The organism is Nocardia brevicatena NBRC 12119 (genome assembly GCF_000308495.1).
GTDB classification, from domain to species: domain Bacteria; phylum Actinomycetota; class Actinomycetes; order Mycobacteriales; family Mycobacteriaceae; genus Nocardia; species Nocardia brevicatena.
On the sequence record NZ_BAFU01000019.1, the window covers coordinates 72,505 to 88,337 of the forward strand.

11 protein-coding genes are annotated in these 15,833 nt (G+C 66.7%); 7 read left to right on the forward strand and 4 right to left on the reverse strand.

What is annotated here, in order from left to right; all coding sequences use genetic code 11:
• The first annotated feature begins 114 nt into the window (after window positions 1–114).
• Both ON20_RS03980 and ON20_RS03990 read left to right on the forward strand, forming a co-directional pair.
• Entirely contained in the window at window positions 115–681 is a 567-nt protein-coding gene (locus ON20_RS03980; RefSeq protein ID WP_218002430.1) for an NUDIX domain-containing protein, read from the forward strand.
• A gap of 480 nt (window positions 682–1,161) precedes the next feature.
• Window positions 1,162–1,518, forward strand: a complete 357-nt coding sequence (locus ON20_RS03990; protein ID WP_218002431.1) for a hypothetical protein — start codon at window positions 1,162–1,164, stop codon at window positions 1,516–1,518.
• 68 nt (window positions 1,519–1,586) lie between these two features.
• On the opposite strand, the gene ON20_RS03995 is transcribed toward ON20_RS03990, so the two are convergent.
• Window positions 1,587–2,528 carry an RluA family pseudouridine synthase gene (locus ON20_RS03995; RefSeq protein ID WP_040833544.1) on the reverse strand — a complete coding sequence of 314 codons (942 nt, stop codon included), beginning with the start codon at window positions 2,526–2,528 and terminating at the stop codon, window positions 1,587–1,589.
• An 84-nt stretch (window positions 2,529–2,612) separates the two neighbouring features.
• Complete coding sequence (locus ON20_RS04000; RefSeq protein WP_245547022.1) at window positions 2,613–3,062, reverse strand: TIGR03667 family PPOX class F420-dependent oxidoreductase; 450 nt, start codon at window positions 3,060–3,062, stop codon at window positions 2,613–2,615.
• A 265-nt stretch (window positions 3,063–3,327) separates the two neighbouring features.
• On the opposite strand from ON20_RS04000, the gene ON20_RS04005 reads away from it, so the two are divergent.
• Complete coding sequence (locus ON20_RS04005) at window positions 3,328–4,377, forward strand: AMP-binding protein (protein WP_040833545.1); 1,050 nt, start codon at window positions 3,328–3,330, stop codon at window positions 4,375–4,377.
• A 116-nt stretch (window positions 4,378–4,493) separates the two neighbouring features.
• Window positions 4,494–8,015 carry a non-ribosomal peptide synthetase gene (locus ON20_RS04010; protein WP_051161579.1) on the forward strand — a complete coding sequence of 1,174 codons (3,522 nt, stop codon included), beginning with the start codon at window positions 4,494–4,496 and terminating at the stop codon, window positions 8,013–8,015.
• 100 nt (window positions 8,016–8,115) lie between these two features.
• Here the strand turns inward: ON20_RS04010 and ON20_RS04015 are convergent, their stop codons facing one another.
• Window positions 8,116–8,823 (reverse strand): siderophore-interacting protein, encoded by a 708-nt coding sequence (locus ON20_RS04015; RefSeq protein ID WP_040833546.1) that lies wholly within the window; start codon window positions 8,821–8,823, stop codon window positions 8,116–8,118.
• A gap of 196 nt (window positions 8,824–9,019) precedes the next feature.
• Here ON20_RS04015 and ON20_RS04020 point away from each other — a divergent pair, with 196 nt between their 5' ends.
• Window positions 9,020–10,309, forward strand: a complete 1,290-nt coding sequence (locus tag ON20_RS04020) for a SidA/IucD/PvdA family monooxygenase (RefSeq protein WP_040833603.1) — start codon at window positions 9,020–9,022, stop codon at window positions 10,307–10,309.
• A 60-nt stretch (window positions 10,310–10,369) separates the two neighbouring features.
• Here ON20_RS04020 and ON20_RS04025 read toward each other — a convergent pair whose 3' ends face one another.
• Window positions 10,370–11,035, reverse strand: a complete 666-nt coding sequence (locus ON20_RS04025; protein ID WP_040833547.1) for a GNAT family N-acetyltransferase — start codon at window positions 11,033–11,035, stop codon at window positions 10,370–10,372.
• A gap of 265 nt (window positions 11,036–11,300) precedes the next feature.
• On the opposite strand from ON20_RS04025, the gene ON20_RS04030 reads away from it, so the two are divergent.
• Both ON20_RS04030 and nbtC read left to right on the forward strand, forming a co-directional pair.
• Complete coding sequence (locus ON20_RS04030; RefSeq protein WP_040833548.1) at window positions 11,301–12,647, forward strand: beta-ketoacyl [acyl carrier protein] synthase domain-containing protein; 1,347 nt, start codon at window positions 11,301–11,303, stop codon at window positions 12,645–12,647.
• The gene (gene nbtC / locus ON20_RS04035) at window positions 12,640–15,786 is read left to right on the forward strand and encodes a nocobactin polyketide synthase NbtC (protein ID WP_040833549.1); all 3,147 of its coding nucleotides are present in this window, start codon (window positions 12,640–12,642) and stop codon (window positions 15,784–15,786) included. The genes ON20_RS04030 and nbtC overlap by 8 nt, the downstream gene beginning before the upstream one ends.
• Window positions 15,787–15,833: the final 47 nt, after the last annotated feature.

Here is a 15,833-nt window from a genome sequence, read left to right on the forward strand (position 1 = left end):
GATACGGCGGGGAATTTTCGCGGTCGCGTGCCCGGCGGTCGAAGCGTGATTCGTCGGGATTCTCGGCCATGGCCGTCGATCGGCTCGGGAGGGCGTCTTCTTGCCGGCACAGCTGTGAGAGCCGATAGGGCCGCCCTGACAGGGGTGCGCCTGCGGTGCCGCATTCGGCGCGGTATCACCTCCATGCTCTACTGGGAGCTCGGTGTACAGGGTACCGGAGGCGGGGAGATGATGACAGAGGATATCGCATATGCGCGTCTGGCGGCGGGGGCGCTGTTCGTGCGGGAGGATCACGTGCTGCTCGTTCACAAGACCTACGGCCACGGTTGGGACGTTCCCGGCGGGTATGTCGAACCCGGCGAGTCACCGGCTGCCGCCTGCCGGCGTGAGATTCGCGAGGAGCTCGGAATCGAGCGCCCACCTCGGCGTCTGTTGGTGCACGATTGGGCGCCGAATCCGAGTGAGGGGGACAAGATTCTGTACCTGTTCGACTGCGGTGAGCTCGGCGACGACCAGGCGATCGTATTGCAGGAGTCGGAACTGGACCGGTGGGAATGGGTTTCGGTCGGACGACTCGACGATGTCGTGATCCCACGGCTGGCTCGGCGTATCCGGCAGGGTTATATCGCGTGTGTCGAGAACAGCACCCGATACCTCGAACACGGCGAGCCCGTGCCCTGATCGTGCCGATACGGAACGGCGTACCACCGATTGCGGAAGCGGGCTCTGGCGGGGCCGCGGTGGCGACACAGCCGATTTCGTCGAGCTCCGTACGGCCGGCTTTCACTTCCCGCATGGCGGAGCCGTTGTTCTGCCCCGAAGTTCGGTGAAAGGGCGGCGCAATGTGATACGACGGCAGTTCCGTTTCGGCTCGGTGGCGTTGATCCTGGTCAATAGAACAACCGTGCAGGAGGGGAATATGCGAACGGATTGGGACGGGAGCAGCGGCGAATTCTTCCCGCCGCGTTACCGGAGACCGGCCGGGAGCGAGCAGCTCATCGGAGGCGGTCATGGGGTGCCGGGTCGATGCGGGGGAACGCCACCCGAGCGGAAAGCCGGCCAGTGGGTCTCGGCGTCCGTGGGAGGCCCGGATAAATGCGCCTGGAGTGACCTGCGGATCGTCGACGATACCTCTGTCGCGCTGATCGGGGGTGTGCGGTGATGTGGACAGACCGGGCCCAGGCCATCGCATATCTGCGCACCGATATCTCCGGGGTCCATCAGAAATGGGACGAGACGCAGATGCGCGGTCTGGCGAAACGGCTCGGCTTCAACCTCTGCAAGACCATCGCGTTCTCCCACACGACCCGTGACCCGATCGGGAAGTTGTTGGAGGTGGTCGAACATCAGCGGGTCGATACGGTGTTCGTACCGCACGTCGGCCACCTGGGCGATGACCTGGACCGGGTAGCGGCTCGGATCGAGGTGATCGTGAACGCGGAGGAGACATACGGACCACCGCCGGCCCTGAGAGTTGTGTTCACCGATGACGGCCCGTCGCCGGACAGTGGGCCGTGATGCGTTATGGGCGCGGTCTCGTTGGTACGACCACGGATTGATGACTCCGCCGACCGGTCCGCACGTCGTCAGGTGCCGACCGGCCCGGCCCAGTCCTTGTAGGACGTCCACGCCTGGAGCGTGCGGGTGGTCTCGAAGCGGCGGAGCGTGCCGGTGACCGGGTCGGTGAATTCGAGGGCCGAGGCCAGCAGTTGGAGGGGGCGGGTGAAATCGTCGACCGGTTTGTCGGTGAGCACCGGGTAGAGATCGTCGCCGAGTATCGGGACGCCCAGCGAGTTCATGTGCAGTCGGAGCTGGTGGGTACGGCCGGTCAGCGGGTGGAGGCGGTAGCGGCCCAGGCCGTCGCGGTGTTCGAGCAGTTGGATCCGGGTGTGGGCATTGGGTTCGCCCGGAACCTCCTGGGCGGCGTACACGTGTTTTTCCTTGATGATCCGGCTACACACCGTGGTCGGCAGTTCCAGGGCCGGGTCGTGCCGGGCGACGGCCTCGTATTCCTTGCGCACCGTGCGGCGGTGGAACATGGTCTGGTAGGCGCCGCGGCGGGCCGGGTCGACGACGAACAGAACGAGCCCGGCGGTGGCCCGGTCGAGGCGGTGGGCGGGGATCAGGTCGGGGAGGTCGAGGTCGCGGCGCATCCGGACGAGAGCGGTCTGCAGAATGTGTCGGCCGCGGGGGATAGTGGCCAGGAAATGCGGTTTGTCGACAACCAGGATGGTGTCGTCCCGGTACACGATCGGAATGTCGAAGGGAACGGGCGTTTCCTCGGGCAGGTCGCGATGAAACCAGATCGCGCCGCCCGGAACATAGGGCGCGTCGGGGGCGATGGGGCCGTTGAGGTCGACGATGCCGCCCTCGCGGAGCAGCTCGTCGATCCGGTCCGGGGATACCCGGGGGAGTCGGTGCACCAGGTGGTCACGGATCGTGGCCCAGTCGCCGTCCTCGGGCAGCCGGAGCCGGGCCGGGTCCAAGCCGTGCCGCTTGGGCAGCGGGGGCTGCTGTCTTCTTCTCACCGCAACGACCTCAGGGCTTGCTCGGGGACCGCCCGGCGCCGGGGCATCCACGGTGACCTGCGGAACAACATCGGTCGTGGTCGATCAGAAACCGCGCAGCCGGTCGGGGATGATCCGAAGGGGCAGCGAGTAGTCGGAGAGGAATTGTTCCCTGGTCATCGAGAGGGAGGCCAACCTCTCGGTGTATTTGTCTAGGTAGGCATCGACCTCGGCCTGGTCCACGCCCGCGTCCTCGACCCGGGCGGTGCCGGTGAACACGCAGATGTCTCCACCGATCTCGGTGCTGTTGAAATGTAGCGAGACCCGGGAGTTGCGCCTGATGTTGCGGATCTTCGGGCGATTCGGCCGACTGAATATGAGGAATGCGCCATCGTGCCGGCGGAACCACACCGGGCTGGGCTGGGGTGTGCCGCCGCCGTCGACGGTGGTCGGCCAGACGATCCGTTCGCGGTCCAGTCGCGCGGCGACTCGCGCACCGAATTCGGTTGAGCTATCCACCACTATGTTCGGGGCGGACTCGGTATCGGTCATCATGAGCCTCCTGGATCTCGGTGGGGTGGGGTGACAATACCGCCGTGGATGTGACGATCCGGATTCGGTAGGTCATGCGAGGCCGGAGGCTCTTACCATATTGAGGATAAGGTAAGCCTACACTCAGGTAGAGGTAAGGATGTCCGGAGTGGTGACGGCCGTATACCGCGGCGAGCGACAGCACCGGGCGGTCGACGAGAGCGGGAGCGGCAATGAACGGACCTCTGAGGCCGAGGTCGGACCCGCCGCCCGTTCGAGGAGGTGACCTATGACCGTGATCGACGATGTCAGGAGTGTCGGCCGGATCGCCGAACCGGAGCTACAGCCCCGGGATCGGGTGCTGGGTGAATGGGCCAGCGGCGTCGAACCGTGTGATGTGCCCGCCCTCGCCACGGTGATCCGCCATTGTCACGCGGTGCCCGGACGTCGGGTCGCGGCACGTTGCGGGGACGATGTGGTGACCTACGGTGATCTGTTCGGCCCGTCCGACCGGCGGGAGGATTCATCGCGAGCGGTCGCCGGCCGCACCGTCGAGAGGGTGATCGGTCTGCCCGGCGACCTTGTCGCGGCGGTGCGCTCGGGTGCCGGCCGTTTCGGCGAGCGCGGACTGCTGTTGGGAGTCGACGCCATCGAGGCGGTCGTGGCGGACCGCTATTGTGTTGCCGCCGATCGCCGGCCCTGTCGGGTCGATCCCGCGTTACGACCGCCCGATGTGCGATTGTTGGCCCTGCCGTGGGGTGATGCGCAGAATGTGGTGGATTCGATCGCGGCGTGGTCGTCGGGTGCGACGGTGGTCGTGCCGACCGAGGCGCAGCGACGCGATCCGGTGGCATTGGCCGAACTGATCGAAGAATATTCCATAACCCTGGTGGTCGCCGAGGCCCGGATGCCGGTGCAACTCGCGGCGGCGAGGGCCGGGCGGCTGCCGAGCGTGACGCGCTGGGACCTGGCCGGAGTCCGTGGTGGCCCCGAGCTGTTGTCCGCCGTGCGCACGGTGTCACCGGATGCGGTCGCTACCTTTGCCTTCCATACGCCTGCCTACCTCGGTGCGGTGACCCGGGGTCCGGTTGCGGTAACCGGGTGGACGAGACCGGTGCCCGGGGCGAAGGTCCTCCTTCTCGATGCCGAGCGTCGGCCGGTACCGCCGGGTGTGGCGGGCGAGGTCTATGTGGGCGGACGGGCCCTGGCGGTCGGGTTTGCCGATGGTGGCGACCTGGACCGGTTCGCGGATGACCCATTCCAGGTCGGTGCGCGGCTGTTCCGGACGGGACATCGTGCGTGGTGGACTTCGGAAGGCCGTTTGATCCTGGAATCATGAATCCGGCCGCTCGGTTTCGGCGCCCACCAGGACTTCTATTTAGGTTAGGCAACCCTATATAGATAGGTTACTCTGCTGGTGCGGGGCTACCGCGAAAGAAGCAAGGAGTGACAGCGGTGACGGAATCAGAGCGGCGGGTCGAGGCCATACGGGTCGGCGATGTGCGTGCGGCGGTTGCCGAGCAACTGGGAATCCCCGCGGACGAGATCGCCGACGACGCAGATCTCATCGAGCTGGGGCTCGATTCCATCCGGACCATGAAGCTGGCCGGCGGCTGGCGTAAACGAGGACGCGACATCAACTTCGCCGAGCTGGTCGCGGCACCCACCGTGAACCACTGGCACAGAATGCTCACCGAGGGTGAGCAGGGCACGGATACCGGCCTGCTTCACTCCGCGGTCGCCGAGGACTTCGAGGCCGAGAGCGGCCCGGCGGATCTCGTGCCGGCTACGGACGAATCCGAAGCGTTTCCGCTCGCACCGATGCAGCACGCGTACTGGATCGGACGTTCCGACGAACAGGAACTCGGCGGAGTCGCCGCCCACCTGTACGTGGAATTCGATGGCGGTCGGGTCGACCCGGTTCGGCTGGAGCGGGCAGTGGCCGACCTCGTCGCCGCCCATCCCATGCTGCGTACCCGGATTCTTCCGAACGGCACCCAGCAGGCGATGGCCACGCCGGGGCGCTCGGTGTTCACAACGGTCGACCTGCGCGATCGATCCGACGAAGAAACACAGTCGGAACTCGAGCGGCTGCGGGAACGGATGACGCACCAACGCCTGGCGATCGAGGACGGGCAGGTCATCGACGTCGTGTTGAGTCTGCTCGCCGATGGACGAACCCGGCTGCATCTCGATCTCGATATGATCGCCGCCGACGCCATGAGCTACCGCGTGTTGGTCGCCGATCTGGCCGACCTCTACCACGGTCGCCGCCTGCCCGAACAGGAGTACAGTTACCGGCGCTACCGCACCGAACGCGTCATCGACGAGGCGGCCCGAGAGCGCGATCGCGAGTGGTGGCGGCAGCGGATGGCCGAGTTGCCCGGTGCGCCGGAGTTGCCGACCGTTCCCGTCGCCGAACGCGCCGCACCGAACCGCACCGTCCGATACGACCATTGGCTGGCCCCGGAGGCCAAGCGGCGATTGCTGAGCGCGGCGCACGAACGTGGTATCACCCCGGCCATGGCCCTGGCCTCGGTCTTCGCCGAGACCATCGGCGGGTGGTCGGCGCAGAGCCGGTTCCTGCTGAATGTGCCGCTGTTCCACCGTGAACCGGTGCATCCAGGTATCGACCGGGTGGTGGGTGATTTCAGCTCCTCGATCATGCTCGACGTGGATGTCGCGGATAATGTGACGGTCGCCGAGCGGGCTCGGACCTTACAGCGAACCATGCACGAGAACGGGGCGCACGCCGCGTATTCCGGGCTGGAGGTGTTGCGTGACCTCGGTCGACATCGGGGGGAGCCGGTGCTGGCTCCGATCGTCTACACCAGTGCGCTCAATCTGGGTGAGCTATTCGCCGAATCGGCCACCGATACGTTCGGTGAGCCGGTATGGATCATCTCGCAAGGGCCGCAGGTACTGCTGGACGCCCAGGTGACGGAGGTGAACGGTGGCCTGCTGCTCAACTGGGACGTCCGGGACTCCGCCTTCCCGGAGGGCATGATCGATGCCATGTTCACCCACTACACCGAGGCGGTCGGCCGGCTCTGCGAGGGGGATGCGGGCTGGGACGCCGAAGCCGCCGTGCGGCTGCCTGTGGAGCAGGCGCGGGTGCGCGCGAAGGTCAATACCACTGATGGCCCGGTGAGCGGGCGTTGCCTGCACCAGGGCCTGTTCGACCACGCGGCGACCGATCCCGACGCGCCCGCGGTGATGTGGACCCGCGACGGCGTCGACGGCGGCATGACCTACGGTGCGTTGGCGGCGCAGGCCTTGGCGGTGGCCGGCGCACTCACCGACAGCGGTGTCCGACCCGGTGACACGGTGGCAGTGCAACTGCCCAAGGGGGCCGATCAGGTCGTCGCGGTCCTGGGTGTGCTCGCGGCCGGTGCCGCCTATGTGCCGATCGGTTTCGACCAGCCCGCGGCGCGACGGGCCGAGATCCTGCGCATCGGCGAGGTGGTCGCCGCTCTCGTCCCCGAGGGCGCCGATATGGACACCGGGCGTGTTCGCTGCCTTTCCGTTTCGGCGGCACGGCAGTATCCGAATCCCTTGCGGCAGCCGGTTTTCCCGGATACCCAGAGCATCGCCTACGTTATCTTCACCTCCGGGTCCACCGGAGTGCCGAAGGGGGTAGACGTCCCGCACCGCGCCGCGATGAACACCATAGACGCGGTCAACGAATGGTTCCAGGTCGGCCGGACCGACCGAGTGCTGGGCCTGTCGGCCCTGGAGTTCGACGCATCGGTATACGACATCTTCGGAATGTTCTCGGCGGGCGGCTCGATCGTCGCACTCGACGCCGGTCAGCGTGCCGAAGCCACCTCATGGGTGGAGTTGCTGCGCCGCCACCGGGTTTCCCTCCTCAACTGTGTGCCTGCCATGCTCGATATGATCCTGGAGATCGGCGGCGACGAGCTGGGTGATTCGCTGCGTGCGGTGACCATCGGGGGCGACTGGGTCGGTGCCGACCTGGCTCGCGAATTGGTCCGCCGGGTTCCGGGTTGCCGTTTCTCCGGTTTGGGCGGTGCCACCGAGACCGCTATCCACAACACCATCTGCGAGGTCGCCGACCCGCCCGCGCACTGGGCGACCGTGCCGTTCGGCGTTCCGCTGCGCAATGTGCGCTGTCGTGTCGTCTCCGCCGCCGGGCGGGACTGCCCGGATTGGGTACCGGGGGAGTTCTGGGTGGGTGGTGCGAATGTGGCCGCGGGATATCGCAACGATCCCGAGCGGACGGCGCAACGCTTCGTCGAGTACGACGGGATGCGCTGGTATCGAACCGGTGATATGGCGCGGTACTGGCCCGATGGCACGATCGAGTTTCTCGGTCGCGCCGATCACCAGGTGCAGATTCGCGGGTACCGGGTGGAACTCGGCGAGGTGGAGACCGCACTGCGGAGTGTGCCGGGAGTGCGGCACGCCTTGGCGACGGTGGTGGGAACGAGCGCGCCGAAGCTTGTCGCCGCCGTTTCGGGCGAGGCGGAACTCGACACCGCCGATATCGTGAACGCGGTATCGGAGCGGTTGCCCGGCTATATGGTCCCCTCGCGTATCGAGTTCCTGAAGAGCATGCCGTTGACCGGTAACGGAAAACTGGACCGGCGGGCGGTGGCCGCCCTGCTGGAAACAGACGCCGGAACCGTCCCGGACGGGAGGCCGCGTACCGAGGTGGAGGCCGCTCTGGCCGATATCGTGGCCGGTGTGCTCGAGCTCGACGATATCGGGGTGCACGACGACTTTTTCCGGTCCGGTGGTGATTCGGTGTTGGCCACCACGGTGATCGCTCGGGTGCGCGAGTGGCTGGATGCCGACTATGCGGTGGTCGCCGATATCTTCGCGGCACGTACCGTCTCGGCGCTCGCGCAGCGACTGCAGGAGCGGGATCCGCAGGAAGGGCGGCTGCCGCAGATCGCCCGGATGTATCTCGAGGTGGCCGCGATGAGCGACGAAGAGGTGCTCGCGCAGACATAGGCGCGGGCTTGTTCGGTCGTGCTCGGGCCCGGTTCACCGTCGGCGGGATTATATCGCCGCAGCGGGTGAACCGGGCCCGAGCACGGGTCGGTGTTACGGGCTACTTCCAGTAGGCCTGGTACTTGATCGAGGACTTGGGCAGGCCATGGATGGTCTTGAGTGTTTTGACGATGGACCGCGTGGTGGCGCCCTCGCACGCCACCCACGCGAACACGGTGTCGGACACCGAGATTTCTTGTGCCCGCTCACGCAGCAGCAGGCCATCGTCGATGCGCTGCAGCCAGGTCACCGTGTGGTTCGGCTTGTCGCGTACCGGTAGGGAGGTGTCGGATTCGTACTGCCACTCCAGCCAGACGCGCGCGGGGGTGTCGCCGATTGCGTCGAGCAGCGAATTGACGGCGGGCAGCGATGCGGTGTCGCCGATGATGATGTACTCGCTCGGGGCGGTGTCCGGCAGGTCGAATTTCGAGCCGAGGACCGAGGCCTCGAGCATATCGCCGACGGTTGCGCGCAGCGCCCATTCGCTGGCCGGTCCGGAGTGGATGGCGAATTCGATGTGGAAGTGGTCGTTCTCGGGGTCCTGGTCCACCAGTGTGTATCCGCGATGGTGGAGTTTGCCGGTGGTTGCGTCGGGGATCCAGAGTCGGATGAACTGCGTGGGATGAGCCGGGTGGTCGGCGAGCAGGCCGCCGGCGGTGAAGCCGATGCGTATGTAGGTATCGGTGATGTGTTCGGTCGATGTGACGCGCAGCTTGTAATCGTCGGCGCGCCACATTTTCAGGATCACGCCGTTGGCTCCTCTACCCATGCGGTTAAGGTTAGCCTAAGTAAAGTTGGATGTCTCATGGTTGGGCGGATCGGCCCTCCCGGCGCCGGGTAGAGCATTAGGTAAGCCTATGCAAATATGGTTTGGCGCCGATGGCCGGAGCGGCCGGCGGGTTCGCGGCCGGGCGGCCGAATCCGATGACGGCAAGGAAGCCCGGTGCGAGGAGAGTGGAGATCCGGTGGACAGACTTCTGGTGGTCGGTGCGGGGCCGAAGGCCATGGCCGTGGCGGCGAAAGCATACGTACTGCGCGAACTGGGGCTGCCGGCGCCGCGAGTGACCGTGGTGGAACCGCATGCGGTGGGCGGGAACTGGTTGCCCGGCGGCGGCTGGACAAATGGCCGGCATCGGCTCGGCACCAGCCCCGAGAAGGACATCGGCTTTCCGTATCACTCGACCTGGGCGCGCGGACACAACCGAGCGATCGACAAGGCGATGACGGCGTTCGGCTGGACCTCGTTTCTGATCGAGCGGGGCACCTATGCCGAATGGATCGACCGTGGACGCCCGAGCCCGGAACATCATCTATGGGCCAGGTACCTGCAGTGGGTCGCGGAGAAGGCAAGTGTCGAACTGGTGGCCGGGACGGTGCGCACGATCTCCGCGGCGGCCGGGGGCTGGCGGGTAACGGTTGTCGCCGCGGACGGGTCGACGGCCGACATCGAGGCGGAGCGGCTGATGATAACCGGTCCGGGGAGCAGTCGGCGCGCGCCGGCCGACCACCCGAAAGTGTTGAGTATCGCCGACTTCTGGGATCTCGTCGGCCGCCGCCGCCTGCCGGTGTCCTCGCGGGCGGCGGTAATCGGCGGCGGCGAGACCGCGGCATCGGCCATGGACGAGTTGGTCCGACACGAGGTGCTGACCGTTTCGGTTATCTCACCCGCCGCCACCATCTACACCCGAGGCGAAAGCTATTTCGAGAACTCCCTGTTCAGCGATCCGGCGAAATGGCGGGGACTGAGCATCGAGGAGCGCCGGGATGTCGTGCGGCGTACGGATCGAGGCGTTTTCTCGGTTCGGGTGCAGGAGAACCTGCTGGGTGACAACCGAGTTCACCATCTGCAGGGACGTGTGGTGCGGGTGGTCGGCAAGGACGATGGTGTGGCCTTGACGTTGCGCAACGAGAATCGCCCGGACCGGGTGCACACCTTCGATTTGGTGGTGGACGCGACCGGTGGTCAGCCGCTGTGGTTCTTGGAGCTGTTCGATATGGCCGCCACCGATCTGGTGGAGCTCGCCATCGGTGGGCCGATCACCGCGGCGCGGCTGGAGGCGGCGATCGGCCATGACCTCGCCGTGTCGGGATTGGAGAGCAAGCTGTATCTGCCCAATCTCGCCGGCCTGGCGCAGGGGCCCGGTTTTCCGAATTTGAGCTGCCTGGGTGAGCTCTCGGATCGGGTGCTGCAGCCCGTGCGGGTTCGCGCGCGCTCGGCGGTCGGACCCGCGCGGGGAAGTTCGGATATGCGCTGAGGGTTGCCCGGACCGCACATCGGGAACGGACTCACAGCGCCGCTGTCGCGGGCCGGGTCGTTAGGCGCGTACGGCGGGGATGTCTCGTTCCGTACGCGGACATGTCCACAGGGTGATCCGCCGGTCCGGCCGGATGTCGAAGGTGCCGAGATTGTGCCAGCCCTTTTTCGTGAAGGCGCGGTCTATGGCGGGATTGCGGTGGTCCGGGTCGCCCATGACCCGCCGGCACTGTGGCTCCGCCGCGAATATCCGTGGTCCGAGCAGGCCTATCCAGGTCGACATGACGCCGCGTCCGACCACCTCGAGGTCGGCGGTGGCGATATGGAAGCCCATATCGTGTGGATCGGACTCGTACAGTCGGGCGATCTCGTCCTTCGCGGGCCGGTACAGCTCGATATAGGCGACATCGCGCATGCCTAGTTCAGGGCGATTGATGGCGGCGAAGTCGAAGCCGAGAATGCAGGGACGCGAGTAGGTTCCGGCCAGTTGCGCCTGCCAGTTGGCGCGTCGGCGTTCCGCGCTCCACGGCTGGTCCCAGGTTTCCAGCAGATGGGGCCTGCGCATCCACTCGGCGAGCAGTACCGGGTCGTCGCCGTTCGGGTCGGCGGGGCGGAGTGAGTAAGGGGCGGGGAACTCCGGGATGACCGGTGCGGGTCCATGTCGGACGTCTTCCGGAATATCGGTCAGTTCGCGGGGGAGGGTGCTAGGGGTCCCGGCCTGGCTCATGGCGACTGCGGCTCCGTTCGGCTTCGGTGTGCGGCACCATCGTGCGGAATAAGGTAAGCCTATGCAAAGGCTCAAAGGGCAGGGTCTCGGGGTGGCGGCTCGCCCTGAAGCGGCAGGTCATCCCGCGCAGGCCGGCGAAGGTATGTCGCTATTAGGTTAGCCTATGCTAACGTCTTGCTGCTGTTGATCGGCCGCTTCTACACCATGCGAATTGCCCGGGGGCGTAGTGCATCTCGCGGGGCCCACGCAGCAGAAGGAGTAAGGGATGACATCAACCATCGACGATCCGATCGCTATCGTCGGTATCGGAGTCGAAGCACCAGGGGGGATCGAAACCCCCGCGGGACTGTGGACGGCACTGGCCGAAGCCAGGGAGCTGATCGGGCCGTTTCCGCGTGACCGGGAATGGCCGGTAGCGCAACTGCTCGAGCTCGGGGCCATCGACGGCTGGTCGGAGGTGCCCGACGCCGGGGGATTCCTCAGCGCGGCCACCGAATTCGACCCCCTGTTCTTCGGCGTGACCCCGCGCGAGGCCGTCGCGATGGACCCGCAGCAGCGGGTGGCGATGCGGGTTGCCTGGCGGGCGCTGGAACACGCCGGGATCAATCCCGCCGCCCTCGCCGGAGACGCTGCCGGATGCTGGATGGGCGTCTCGGTAATGGAATACGGGCCACGAATCGCCGGCGTCAACGAATACAGCGGTTATCGGGTTACCGGGGCATCGCTCAGCGGTGTCGCCGGACGGATCTCGCACAATATCGGCCTCACCGGGCCGTCGATCAGCGTGGACACCGCCTGCTCTTCGTCACTGACCGCCGTGCACCAGGCCGCTGCCGCGATCCGCGGCGGCGAATGCGACTGGGCACTGGCCGGCGCCGTGTGTGTCATGGGAACACCGCACGCGTTCTTCGAATTCTCGAAGAACAATGCCCTCGCCGTCGACGGTCACTGCCGCTCCTACGCCGCCGACGCGACCGGAACGCTCTGGGGAGAAGGTGCCGGGGTGCTCGTTCTGGAACCCGAATCCCGGGCCCGCGCCCGAGGACACCGAGTCTACGGTCGCCTCTTGGGCAGCCGCGTCAATCACAATGGCAAGGGTGCGCCGATCGCGGTGCCGAGCACCGAAGCGCAGGAACATGTGATCCGCGACGCCCTCGCCGTCTCGGGTATCGAGCCGGATCTGGTCGGGCTTGTCGAGGGCCACGGTACCGGAACCCCGGTAGGGGATCCCCGGGAGTTGGTCGCGCTGGCCCGAACCTATGGTGATGCGCGCTCGGGCCCGGGACCACTGCTGGGGTCGGTGAAATCGAATATGGGCCATGCCCAGGCGGCCGCCGGCATCCTCGGGATGATCAAGGTGCTGTTGTGCGGACGGTACGGGTATATCGCGCCGAGCCTGTGGGCCGACAACCCGACAACCGAACTCGACTGGTCGGCCACCGGCCTCCGGCTTGCCACGCACTACCAACCCTGGGAACCGATCGACGGTATGCGGTATGGGGCGGTGTCCTCGTTCGGGGTGACCGGCACCAACGCGCACGCCATCGTGGCCATGCCGGTCGCCGACCACGATATCGACGATATCGCCACCGAGGAGGACATCGATGCCTAGCCACCGGCTTCCGGATGGAAGCACCCCGGTTCTGTTGTCCTCGGACACCGCCGACGGTGTACGCGCCGAGGCCGCGGCCGTACTGGCCTATCTCGAACCACGATCGAAGGTGACCCCGGACCGGGTGGCGGATATGTTGTTTCGCACTCGCGCCCCGCGCCGGCACAGGACGCTGGCGATGGTGCGAACTCGGGACGAACTGCTCGTCGCCCTGCGGGCGATCCTGTCCGGGCAGGCGCACACCTCGGTCGTGCGATCCGACGCCCCGGCGACGGCGCGTCGGATCGGTTTCGTCTTTCCGGGCCAGGGCAGCCAGTGGCCCGGTATGGGTGCGTTGTACCACCGGACGTCGGCCGCCTATCGGCGTGCCGTGGACGACTGCGTGGCGGTCCACACCGAACGCTATGGACACGCCCGGCCGCTGCGCTACCTGCTCGGTGACGAGGGTTGTTATGAGGACAAGGTGTGGGAAGTGCAGCCCGCGCTGATGTTCCACATGTACGGTCTGGCCGCGATGTGGCGGGCCGCCGGGGTGCTTCCCGGCGCGACCATCGGCCACAGCCAAGGGGAATTGGCGGCCGCGGCGGTCGCCGGGGTGATGACGCTGCGCGATGCGGTTCTCGCGGTCACCCACCGCGCACTGCTCGTCGAGCGGATCGCGCCCAGCGGCTGCTCGATGGCCGTACTGGGGATGGGCGCCGAGGAATGTGAGGATATGCTGGCCCGGACGTCGGGATGGGCCGAACTGTCGGTGGTCAACGCGCCGAACATCGTCGCGATTTCCGGCGACCGCGAAGCCATTGCCGAAGTGGTGGCGATGGCGATCGACCGCGGGCGGTTCGCCAAGGAGATCCAGGTCGCCTACCCGGCGCACACCACGTTTCTCCACCGGCTGCGAAACGATTTCGAATCCATGCTGGGTGAGGAGATGAGCAGCCAGACCTTCACGGCCGGCGAGATGACCTGCTATGGGGCCACTCTCGGCGCCCCCATCACTCAGGATCTGAGCCACCGACAGTACTGGTTCTGGAATCTGCGCAACAAGGTGCGATTCGACCGCGCCGTGGTCGCCGCGTGCACCGACGGTATCGATACTTTGATCGAGATCGCCGAACACCCGGTGCTGCAGTTGGCATTGCAGGAGAACGCCGCCATGGCGCCGAAGCCTTCGACGGGTATCGACCGCGATATCCGGGTGATGGGCACGTCCCGACGCGATGCCACCGGGCTGAGCGAGTTCACCCACAATCTCGCCTGCGTCGCCGTCGCGGATCTGAACTTCCGTTGGGAGGCGTTGCGCACCGAGCTTCCGGGCGAGACCGTCACGTTGCCGTTGCGCGATTTCCCGCATACCCGCCTGAATCAACGGCGACTGTGGGCGGTCCCGGATGATCCGGCACCGGCCGCCTCGGACTTGTCCGTCTCCGGACCGAAAACGGGCGAGCCCGCCGCCGACCGACCGGCACCACAGCGGTTGACCACCACCTGGCTTCCGGTTACCCAACGGCCGATGAATGGGCCCCGCGCTCTGGCGTTGGTCGACCACACCGGCCGTGGCGCGGACTTGGCGTCGGCGCTTGCCGCCGCGGCCGATCGGTACGGGGCGGCCGCGACGGTATTCGACCGTGTGGCGCTCGCCGAACTCGACGGGGCGTCGGAACCGGTCGACTACGACACCGCGGTGATCCTGTTGCCGGCCGGAGAGCCGGGTATCGACATGGCCACCGCGGTCGCCGAGCTCACGGAGTTCTTCGCGGACAGGGTATGGCTGCCTGCGCTCGCCCGGCTGCGACCGGGCGGCGAATGCCGGCTGGTGACCATCGGCGGTGAATCCGTTATCGACTCCGATCCGGCACCGCATTGGGTGCACGGATCGATCAGCGCGGGATTCCGCAGTGTGGCCATCGAATATCCGGGTGTGCTGTTCGGGCATCTCGATCTCGACGTCGGCGAACCCGGTCCGGAGCAGGCCGCGCGTGTCATCGGTGCGCTGCACACCGCGTCCGAGCCCGAACTCGCGCTACGCGGGGAGACGGTATACGCCAAACGGCTGGTCCCGGACGAGACCACGGTGCCGCTCGATCCGGCCGTTCTCGACCATGTGCTGATCGTCGGTGGAATCGGTCGGCTCGGTATCCGCTTCTGTGAATATTTCGCGACCTCGGGTGCGCGGCGGATCACCCTGCTCGGCAGGTCCGGTGAAACCCGGGAGGTCTCGGCGCGAGTGGATCCGATACGCCGTGGCGGAACCGAGATCTCGGTGTATTCCGCCGATATCGGCGATCTCGGAAGCCTGAACCGGTTGGCGGGTGAGCTCGGCGGTGATCCGGTGACGCTGCTCGTGCACGCTGCGGTCGATTACGTCGACGCCGACCTGGCCCGGATCACCCCGCGGCTGGTCGCGAAGGCGGCGGCGGCGAAGGTCGTCGGACTCGAAGCGGTGCTCGCCACGCTACCGCGGGCCGAGCGCTGCCGAATCGTCCTGTGTTCGTCCTTCGCGGCCGTCATGGGCGGTCGTGGGCAGATCCTGTACGCGGTGACCAACCGGATGCTGGATATCGCCGCGCTACGGTTACGGGCACGCGGCGAGGACTGTGTATCTCAGCAGTGGGGTCTGTGGGAGGTTGCCGGACCGCTCGACGAGGCGGGATTCGCGCGTGTGTCCGGAATGGGGGTGGTCCCGATGAGGCCCGAGGAAGCCATGGCCGTGGGGTTGACCGGTCACCGTACCGACGCGGCGGTCATCGCCGCCGACTGGTCTCGGGTGCACGAGGTGATGTGCGCATTCGGCCAGGGCGCGATACCGGCGTCACTACTGGGTCGGATGCCGTTCGGCGCACTGTCGAATCCTCCTGCGGCCGTGACGGGTCCGCCGGTCGGGCCCGGCTCGGCCGCGGTCGACCGAAGGTCTCTCACCGAACGCCTACTCGTCGAACTGGAGTGGGTCATGGGTGTGGAAGGAGCCGATCTCATCGACCGCTCGGCTCCCCTGGTGTCGCTGGGATTGGATTCGCTGCAGGCCTTGGATTTCCGTAAACGAGTACAGGCGAAGTTGGATCGCGATCTGCCGGTAGCGGCGATCCTGGGGGGCGCGTCGATCGACGATCTCGTATCGCTCATGGTCGAGAACGTCGCCTGAGGCGGGTCGGAGGGGCCCACCGACGGTAAGCGGTGGGCCGGTCTCCG